The following is a 9,287-nucleotide window of genomic DNA, read 5'->3' as shown; positions in this document are numbered from 1 at the left end:
CTGCCGCGGATCCGCTCCGAGCGCCCGGCGTTCGAGCTGCACTACCCGCACCTCAGCGAGCGCATCCGGCTCGAGGCCCACGTCGGGAGCGCGCACCCGGCCGTCGGCGAGGCGGCGGCCGGGGCCACCGGTCCCGAGCATCTCCCCGGCGGCGACGCCCGGGACCGGTGAGGCGGCCTCCTACACGTTCATGGCCACGTACTTGATCTCGAGGTACTCGTCGATGCCGACGCTGCCGCCCTCGCGGCCGAGCCCGGACTGCTTCCAGCCGCCGAAGGGCGCACCGGCGTTCGACACCATGCCCTGGTTGAGGCCGACCATGCCCGCCTCGAGACGCTCGGACAGGCGGATCGCCCGGCCGAGGTCCCTGGTGTAGAGGTAGCTGACCAGCCCGAACTCGGTGTCGTTGGCCGCGCGGATCGCCTCGTCGTCCTCGGTGAAGGTGAAGATCGGCGCGACCGGCCCGAAGATCTCCTCCTTGGCCAGGCGGGCCGAGGTGGGGACGTCGGCGAGCACCGTCGGCGGGTAGAAGTAGCCGGCGCCCGAGGGCACCTCGCCGCCGGTGCGGACGGTGGCGCCCTTCTGCACGGCGTCGTCGACGAGCTCGGCGACCTTGTCGCGCTGGTCGGCCTCGACCAGCGGGCCGACCTCCACGCCGTCCTCGGTGCCGCGACCGATCTTCATGTCACCCATCCGCTCGGTGAGCTTCTTGGTGAACTCCTCGGCGACGTCGGCGTGGACGTAGAACCGGTTGGCCGCGGTGCAGGCCTCGCCGATGTTGCGCATCTTGGCGAGCATCGCGCCCTGCACGGCCTCGTCGACGTCGGCGTCGGCGCACACGACGAACGGCGCGTTGCCGCCGAGCTCCATCGAGGTCTTGAGCACCTGGTCGGCGGACTGCTGCAGCAGCTTCTGCCCGACCTCGGTGGACCCGGTGAACGACAGCTTGCGGATGCGGCCGTCGCTGATCAGCGGGCCCATGACCTTGCCGGTGGACTTCGTGGTGACGACGTTGAGCACGCCGTCGGGCAGGCCGGCCTCGGCGAGGATGTCGGCGAGCTTGAGGATGGTCAGCGGCGTGAGGCTCGCCGGCTTGATCACCATCGTGCAGCCGGCGGCGATCGCGGGGCCGATCTTGCGGGTGCCCATGGCCAGCGGGAAGTTCCACGGCGTGATCAGCAGGCACGGCCCGATGGGCTGGCGCATCACCAGCACCCGGCCCGACCCGGTCGCGTTGACCTTCCACTCGCCGCTGATCCGCACGGCCTCCTCGGAGAACCAGCGGAAGAACTCGGCGGCGTAGGTGATCTCGGCCTTGGACTCGGCGAGCGGCTTGCCCATCTCGAGGGTCATGAGCAGGGCGATGTCGTCGGCCCGCTCGGTGACCAGCTCGAACGCGCGGCGCAGGATCTCCCCGCGCTCACGCGGAGCCGTGGCGGCCCAGTCGGCCTGCGCGGCCGCGGCGGCGTCCAGGGCGGCCATGCCGTCCTCGGGGGAGGCGTCGGCGACGTCGCAGAGGATCTCGCCGGTCGACGGGTCCTCGATGCCGAAGGTCTTGCCCTCGGTCGCGTCGCGCACCGAACCGCCGATGATCAGCCCCTTCGTGACCTCATCGATCACCCGGCGTTCCCGGTCGCTCTCGGCCATGGGTCCCCTCCTGCTCCGTCGGACTCGTCGCAGGCCGGAGTGCCCCCGGACCTGCGTCGCTACGCGTGCACCGGGCTCGGCCGACGGGAGCAGCGCCTCGAGGTGCCCGACCTCCTCGATGTTGTGGGTCGCCCAGGCGTCGACCATCGCGTCGGGGAACCGTCGCCGCAGCACCCGGTTCACCGGCGCGAGCGCGGCCGCGCGGGTCCCGAGGTCGAGCACGCTGACGTAGTGCGTGCCCTCGACGCCGGCCGACCAGGTGTGCTCGAGCGTCACCACGGCGACGCCCGCGACCCGCTGCACGAGCCGGATACCGGTCTCGTCGAGCTTCTCGACGCGGTCGACGACGTCCACGAGGTACTCCGGACGCCGCCCGAAGGCCTCGACGATGCGGAACCGCGCACCCTCGCCCGCCCCGCCACCGGGCGCCTCGCGAGCAAGCGCCCAGGTGATGTGGTCGAGCGGGTGCCACGCCAGGTAGCGGGGCAGCACCGCGTCGCCGTAGGTCATCGTGCCGCCGAGGTGGGAGAACCAGTCGAGCAGCATCGCCGGCGTGACCCCGGCCAGGGGCCGGTGGTCGATGAGCACCCGGCGCCGGCCGTGCGGGTGGTGCTCGGTGCGCACCAGCCGCGCCGACGACCGTTCGCGCAGGGGGTGGAGCACCGGTCGGGCCGGCGGGATGTCGGGCACGACGTCCTCCTGGGGTCTGGAGATACGGTGGCGTTTCCCCGATCGTGGGGTGGCCGACAGAGAAACGCAAGCGTGTCTTGGAGGACCGGGATGGCGCGACGGCACGGCGCCGAGCTCGAGGACGCGATCCGGGCGGCGGTCCTGGACCTCGTCCGCGAGCGCGGGGTGTCCGCGGTGACCATGGAGGCCGTCGCCACCCGGGCGCGGACCAGCAAGCCGGTGCTCTACCGCCGCTGGCCGGACCGGGCCGCGCTGCTGCGCGACGCCCTGCTGGCCGCGGCCACGGCCGCGATCCCGCACGCCGACACCGGCGGCTACCGGGGGGACATGCTCGCCGTGCTGCGCGGCTGGGCGGCCGCGATGACCGGCGAGCTGGCCCCGGTGCTCGTGGCCGTGATCTCCGCGACGGCCGAGGACCCGGAGCTCGCCGTCGCCTTCCGCGAGGGCGTGATCGGGTGGCGCAAGCAGGAGATGGAGGAGCTGATCGGGCGGGCGGTCGCCCGCGGGGAGGCCCGCCCCGACGTGCCCGTCCACCTGGTGCGCGAGCTGGGGCAGTCCGTGCTGTGGCACCGGCTGCTCGTCAGCGGCGACCCCATCGACGACGCGCTGGTCACGGCGATCGTCGACGAGGTGCTGCTCCCGGTGGTGGCGCCACGCAGCGCCGATCGGCCGCCGGCGACCTAGGCTCGGCGGCCGTGCCCGGTCTGTTCCGTCCCCGCCACCACGTCGCTCCCCGACCCGACCTCCCGCAGCGGGTGGGACCCGACGCCACGGCGGTCGTCGTCGGCGGCGGCATCGCGGGGGTGAGCGCGGCGCTCGTGCTCGCCGAGCGTGGCGTGCAGGTCGAGCTGCTCGAGGCCGCGCCGCACCTCGGCGGGCGCCTCGGCACGTGGGACCGGACGCTCGCCGACGGCAGCGAGGTGGTGGTCGAGCACGGCTACCACGGCTTCTTCCGGCAGTACTACACGCTGCGCGACCTGCTGCGCCGCATCGACCCCGACCTCGGCTTCCTGCGCGACGTCGGCGGCTACCCGATCGCGAGCCGGCCGTCGGTGGGGTGGGAGCCCGAGGACTTCACCGCCCTGCCCCGCACCCCGTTGCTCAACCTCGTCGCGCTGGTGCTGCGCAGCCCGAGCTTCAAGCTCTCCGAGCTGCGGCACGTCAACGCCGACGAGGCGCTGGCGATGCTGCACTACGACCCGGTGCGGACCTACGCCGAGCACGACCACCGCAGCGCCGCGGAGCTGCTGGACTCCCTCGGGTTCTCCGACCGCGGACGGGCGATGCTCTTCGAGGTCTTCGCGCACTCGTTCTTCAACGTCGAGGAGCGGTACTCGGCGGCCGAGTTCCTGGCGATGTGCCACTTCTACTTCACCGGCAACCCCGAGGGCCTGGGCATGGACGCCCCGACCGAGGACTACCGCACGGCGCTGTGGGAGCCGTTCACGCGGCTGCTGGAGAAGCACGGCGCGACGGTGACGACCGGCGCGCGGGCCGTCGCGCTGCGCCCCGACGGCGCCCGCGGCTGGGCCGTCGACGTCGAGCGCGAGCCGGCACGGCACGCCCGCCACCTCGTCGTGGCCACCGACGTGCCCGCCACGCGCGACCTCGTGGCCGCGTCGCCCGAGCTCGTGGCGACCGCGCCGGGGCTCGCCCGCGGCATCGCGAGCCTGCCCGGCGGCGAGCCCTACGTCGTGGCCCGGCTGTTCTGCGAGGGCGACGTCGACCCGGGCCGCGCGGTGTTCACCGGCGTCACCCGCGAGCGCGTCCTCGACTCGGTGACGCTGTTCCACCGGCTCGAGGGTGGGTCGGCGCGTTGGGCGGCGGCGGGCCCGGGCCCGCGGTCGGTGGTGGAGCTGCACTCCTACGCCTGCCCGGCGGGGACGTCGCGCGACGAGCTGGTGGCGGCCATGCGCGAGGAGCTCGCGGCGCTGTGGCCGGAGGCCGCCGACCTGCGCGTCGTCGACGTCGACGCCCACCGCTACACCAACGCGCCCGGCTTCGACCCCGGCTACCACCTCGTGCGCCCCGGCGTGCTCACCGACGCCCGGGGCCTGCGCCTGGCCGGCGACTGGGTGGCGTGCGACGTGCCGTCGGCGCTCATGGAGCGGGCGGCCGTCACCGCCGTCACGGCGGCCAACGACGTCCTGCGCGAGGAGGGCGCGGCCCCGGAACCGATGCGCTCGATCCCGCCGCGGGGGATCCTCGCCCGCCGCCCTCGTGCGTGATCTTCCGAGGTATACCTCGAAAGATCACGCACGTGGGGTGAGCGGCGGGGCGGGGGAGGACGCGATACGGTGCCGCGCGTGAACCGACGGATGGCCGGCGTGCTGCTCGCCGCGAGCGTGAGCCTGGGTGCCCTGAGCGCCTGCGCCTTCCCCGCCGACCCGGCTCCGGGCTCGCCCGCCACCCCGCAGGGCTACTCGGACACCGGCTTCCCGCCGCCGGGGCCGCCCCCGCAGCCCGGGGTCATCACGCCGGATCCGGTCGCGCCGGTGCGGCCGTCCGAGGCGCCCGCCCCGCCGGAGGGCCCGCGGCCCACCGAGGGCCCGCCCACGAGCGTGGAGAACCCGGAGCCGGTGCCGGCCCAGCCCGCGCCGTCGCCCGGGAGCTGATCAAATCTCGTCGGCGGTCGGGCGGGCGCACAGCAGCACCCCGACCAGCCCGATCGTGCCGCTGACCAGCAGCACGGCCAGCGCGGTGGGCGAGAGCGCACCGGTCGCGGCGTCGCCGAGCAGCACCGCGGCCGCCGTCCCCGGCACGAGGCCGGGTGCCGTCCCGGCGAGGTAGTGGCGCCAGCGCACGGTGGTCACGCCGAGGGTGTAGTTGAGCGGCGCGAACGGGATCACCGGCACGAGCCGGGCGGAGAGCACCGTGAGGAACCCGCGGGAGCTCAGCCGGGCCTCGAGCATCCGCACCCGGCCCGGGCCGAGGCGCTGCACGGCCCGCCCGCCGATGCGCCGGACCAGTGTGAACGCCGCCGCGGCCGAGACCGTCGAGGCCACCAGGCACAGCGCGAGCCCCAGCCACGGCCCGAACAGCACGCCGGCCGAGATCGAGAACGCCGTGCGCGGGAACGGCGCGACGGTGACCACGGCGTGCACCAGCAGGAACGCCACCGGCGCCCACGGGCCGAGCGCCGCGACCCGGTCGCGCACCTCCACGGCGCCGGGCAGCGGCACCGTGAGCGCCACGACCACCAGCGCGACCAGCACCACCCCGAGCACGGCCCAGCGCACGCGGGCCGTGCGGCCGTTCGGGGGCGGCGGGTCGGTCACCGGCCGAGGGTACGTGGGCCGCTCAGGCCACCCGCGTGAACAGTCCCTGGTACGACACCACGAGGCCCACCGGGTCGACCGTCACCGCGAACTCGCCGTACGTCGGGTCCGCGTAGGTGTAGGTCGCCAGGCCGCGGGCGTCGTCGGGGCCGCGCCGGTAGACCTGGCGCACGCGGTGCAGCGCCAGCGACGGCACGTCGAGCCAGGCGACGTCGACGGCCGCCTCGCCCCCGACGGGCAGGCCCAGGCGGCGCACCGGCAGCAGGTTGGTCAACGGGGTCGCCGAGACGTCGACGTCGGTGCAGCCGCGCAGCTCCGGCCACGGGCGGCCGTCCAGCGTCCAGTCGCCGAGGGCGTCCACCGACAGGGTGACGCGCTCGAGCCCGTCGTCGGAGAGGACCTCGACGAACGCCGTGCGCGTCAGCCAGGTGCGGTCGGCGATCACGGAGTACCGCAGCGACCACGACCCGGCCCCGTCGCGCACGACGGCCGCGCCGTCGAGCAGGTAGGCGCCGTCGGGGTGCGACGCGTCGGGGGTGAAGTCGGAGAGGGCGCCGTGGGCCAGGCCGTCGGGGACGTCGAGCCGCCGCCACAGCGCGGAGTGCAGGGCCACGGGGGGATCGTGGCAGACGCCCCGCACGGTGATCCGCGGTGATCCGCGCGTGCCGGGCGCGCACGCGTGGCACGATCGCCCGCGTCGTCGGCCGGGGAGACCCGAGCCAGAGGGGAGCGTGCCCGAGGTGAGTGGTCCGTCGTCGGGGGAGACCGGGGAGCCGTCCCCCGCGGAGCCGACTCCCGGGGCGTCCTCGGAACCGTCCTCGGAACCGTCGGCGTCGTCGCCGGACACCTCGTCCGCCGCGACGTCGTCCGGGGGGACGTCCCCCGGGGCCGGCCCCGACGACCCCACACCACCGCACGGCACGCCCGCGGCCACGCAGGTCCCCGCCTGGGACCCCGGGCCCGGGGCGGGCCCGCCCCAGACGCCGCCGCCGACGCCGCCCCAGGCGCCGCCTCCCGCACCGGGATACGGCGGTCCCGGCCCGGGCTACGGCGGGCCGGGCTACGGGGGCCCGCCGGCCGGCACCCCGCCGGGCGCGTTCGGGATGCCGCCACGGGCGCCGCGCCCGGGCATCGTGCCGCTGCGCCCGCTGGGTCTCGGCGAGGTGATCGACGGCGCGATGGGCTACATCCGCGCGCACCCCCGGGTCGTGCTCGGGACCTCGGCCGTCGTCGCCGTGGTCACCCAGCTCGTGCAGCTGGTGCTCACCCTCGTGCTCGGGGCGTCGACGCCGCCGCCCGGCACGTCGCCCGACCTCGCGACGCTCACCGCCGTCGTCGGCGGCTCGGCGGTGACGCAGCTCGTCACGGCGATCGTGACGTTGGTGGCGGTCGGGGTGCTGACCGGCATCCTCATGGTCACCATCAGCCGCGCGGTGCTCGGCGCCCCCGTCGACGCCGGCGAGGTGTGGCGCGCGGCCCGGCCGCGGGTGCCCGGGGTCATCGGGCTGTCGCTGCTCGTGGGGCTGATCGTCGCCGGGATCCTGCTGGTCGGGGCCGTGCCGGGCCTGCTCCTGCTGCTCGTCGACGGCACGCTCGGGGGCGTGGTCATCGCCCTCGGAGTGATCGCGGCGGTCGTGGTGGCGGTGTGGGTCGGGGTCTCGCTGTCGCTCGCGACGCCGGCGTACGTGCTCGAGGGCGTCGGGATCGGCGAGGCGCTGCGGCGCTCGTGGTTCCTCGTGCGGGGGCGCTTCTGGCCGGTGCTCGGCACACAGGTCGTCGGCACGATCATCGTCCTCGCCGTGACGGCCGCCTTCTCCTTCGTGCTGGCCCTGGTCGGCGTGGTGGCCTCGGTCGGCGCCGGCGGCGGGCTGGGCGCGTCGCCCACCGCCTCGCCGGCGGTGCTCGTCATCGGCGCGATCGTGGGGATCATCGCCTCGACCGTCACCCAGCCCTTCCAGGCCGGCATCACGGGCCTGCTCTACGTCGACCAGCGCATGCGCCGCGAGGGCTTCGACATCGAGCTGCAGCGGGCGTCGTCGGGCGGCTCCTGACCGTGTCGGTGCCCCCCGAGCCGCCGCTGCCGATCGACCTGGGTGCCGACCCGGCGCGGGCCCTGGCCCGTGACGAGCTCGCCCGCGCGGTGTACCGGGAGGCCGCGCCCGACCCGGTGCAGGCCGCGCTGCAGTGGCTGGCCCGCCGGCTCGACGACCTGCTCCGCGCCGCGTCGGACGCCTCGCCCGGCGGCGGGTGGGGGCTGCTGGTGCTCGTGGTGCTGGTGGTGGTCGTCGCGGTGGTGGTCCGCCGCCGCGTCGGCCGGCTCGCCCGCAGCGCCGCCGCGCCCGGCGTCGTCCTCGGCGGCACCGATCGCAGCGCGGCCGAGCACCGCCGCCTCGCCGACCAGCACGCCGCGGCCGGGCGCTTCGACGACGCGGTGCGCGAGCGCATGCGCGCGATCGTCCGGTCGCTGGAGGAGCGCACGATCCTCGAGCCGCGCCGGGGCCGCACGGCCGGTGACGCGGCCCGCGAGGGCGGGCGGGCGCTGCCCGCGGCGGCCGGCGCGCTGCAGGACGCGGCCCGGATCTTCGACGAGACCGTCTACGGCGGCCGGGCCGCCGACGCCGACGCCGACGCCCGGCTGCGGGCCGCGGACGCCGAGGTCGCGGCCACCCGGGCGGTGCCGGCCGGGTGATCGACGGGGACTTCCGGCGCGTAGAAGGAGCGAACCGGCCGTTCGCTGCCGCTGCGGGACAGCGCCCGAGACGCTGGCGGGGTCCGGCGCTGGTGGTCGGGGTCGTCGTGCTCGGGGCCCTGCTGCTCGCCGTGCTCGCCACACCCACGCAGACCGGGTCGCTGCGCCCCGACGCCGCGTCGCCCGAGGGGTCGATGGCGCTCGCGCGGGTCCTCGCGAGCCAGGGCGTGCGGGTCACGCCCGTCACCGACCTCGACGCCGCCACCGCTGGCCCGGGCCGCACGGTGCTGGTCGCCGCACCCGAGCGGATGAGCTCCCGCCAGCGCGCCGCCCTCGCCGTCTCGGGGGCCGACCTCGTCCTCGTGCGCCCGGACGAGGAGAACCTCGCCGCCCTGGCCCCCGGCGTGCGCCCTGCGCCGCTGGAGCTGCCCGAGCCCGTCGACCCGGCCTGCGCGCTGCGCGCCGCGGTGCGGGCCGGGCCGGTCGACCTCGCGGGCGCCGCCTACGTCGTCGACCCGGGCCCGGCGGCGCAGCGCTGCTACCTGACCGGCGGCCCCGACGGCGCCGCGTCGCTGGTGTCGCTGCCGGTCCGCGGGCGGACGGTGACCGTCGTCGGCGACGCCGCCCCGTTCACCAACGACGTCCTCGACGAGCGCGGCAACGCCGCCCTGACCCTCGACCTGCTCGGTGCCCACCGCGACCTGCTCTGGTACCTCCCGGTGCCGCCGCCCGCCGAGCCCGGCGCGCAGCGGGGGCTCAGCGAGCTGCTGCCCGCGGGCTGGATCTGGGGCCCGGTGCAGCTGCTCGTCGCCGGGCTGGCCGTGGCGCTGTGGCGTGGCCGGCGGCTGGGGCCGGTGGTGGCCGAGGACCTGCCCGTCGTGGTCCCCGCCGGCGAGACGGTGCGGGGCCGGGCCCGGCTCTACGGCCGCGCCGGCGCCCGCGACCGGGCCGCCGCCGCCCTGCGCGCCGACGCCGGGCGCGAC

Annotated in this window: 9 protein-coding genes; 6 read left to right on the top strand and 3 right to left on the bottom strand. The window is 76.3% G+C overall.

What is annotated here, in order from left to right; translation table 11 throughout:
* Positions 1 to 180: 180 nt before the first annotated feature.
* Positions 181 to 1,647 (bottom strand): NAD-dependent succinate-semialdehyde dehydrogenase, encoded by a 1,467-nt coding sequence (locus tag ABD994_RS30565; protein ID WP_345425264.1) that lies wholly within the window; start codon positions 1,645 to 1,647, stop codon positions 181 to 183.
* Positions 1,648 to 2,427: 780 nt separating this feature from the next.
* Between ABD994_RS30565 and ABD994_RS30560 the strand changes: the two genes are divergently transcribed.
* The 3 genes from ABD994_RS30560 (at position 2,428) to ABD994_RS30550 (ending at position 4,952) form a co-directional block, all read left to right on the top strand.
* Complete coding sequence (locus ABD994_RS30560) at positions 2,428 to 3,021, top strand: TetR/AcrR family transcriptional regulator (protein ID WP_345425261.1); 594 nt, start codon at positions 2,428 to 2,430, stop codon at positions 3,019 to 3,021.
* Positions 3,022 to 3,032: 11 nt separating this feature from the next.
* Positions 3,033 to 4,565, top strand: coding sequence for an FAD-dependent oxidoreductase (locus ABD994_RS30555; RefSeq protein ID WP_345425258.1), 1,533 nt, complete (start codon positions 3,033 to 3,035; stop codon positions 4,563 to 4,565).
* 78 nt (positions 4,566 to 4,643) lie between these two features.
* A complete protein-coding gene (locus tag ABD994_RS30550; protein WP_345425255.1) occupies positions 4,644 to 4,952 on the top strand; it encodes a hypothetical protein in 309 nt (102 codons plus the stop codon).
* Here the strand turns inward: ABD994_RS30550 and ABD994_RS30545 are convergent, their stop codons facing one another.
* The gene (locus tag ABD994_RS30545) at positions 4,953 to 5,615 is read right to left on the bottom strand and encodes a TVP38/TMEM64 family protein (RefSeq protein WP_345425252.1); all 663 of its coding nucleotides are present in this window, start codon (positions 5,613 to 5,615) and stop codon (positions 4,953 to 4,955) included.
* A 22-nt stretch (positions 5,616 to 5,637) separates the two neighbouring features.
* A complete protein-coding gene (locus ABD994_RS30540; RefSeq protein ID WP_345425249.1) occupies positions 5,638 to 6,228 on the bottom strand; it encodes a putative glycolipid-binding domain-containing protein in 591 nt (196 codons plus the stop codon).
* 127 nt (positions 6,229 to 6,355) lie between these two features.
* On the opposite strand from ABD994_RS30540, the gene ABD994_RS30535 reads away from it, so the two are divergent.
* The 3 genes from ABD994_RS30535 to ABD994_RS30525 form a co-directional block, all read left to right on the top strand.
* A complete protein-coding gene (locus tag ABD994_RS30535) occupies positions 6,356 to 7,666 on the top strand; it encodes a DUF7847 domain-containing protein (protein ID WP_345425246.1) in 1,311 nt (436 codons plus the stop codon).
* Between the two features lie 2 nt (positions 7,667 to 7,668).
* Positions 7,669 to 8,304, top strand: a complete 636-nt coding sequence (locus tag ABD994_RS30530) for a DUF4129 domain-containing protein (RefSeq protein WP_345425243.1) — start codon at positions 7,669 to 7,671, stop codon at positions 8,302 to 8,304.
* Between the two features lie 92 nt (positions 8,305 to 8,396).
* On the top strand, positions 8,397 to 9,287 hold an 891-nt coding region (locus tag ABD994_RS30525), incomplete at its 3' end, for a DUF4350 domain-containing protein (protein ID WP_345425240.1).

The sequence above is a fragment of the Actinomycetospora chlora genome, from assembly GCF_039542135.1.
Classification (GTDB): domain Bacteria; phylum Actinomycetota; class Actinomycetes; order Mycobacteriales; family Pseudonocardiaceae; genus Actinomycetospora; species Actinomycetospora chlora.
Note: the sequence above shows the minus strand (reverse complement) of the source record. Positions and strands in the feature narration are given on the sequence as shown.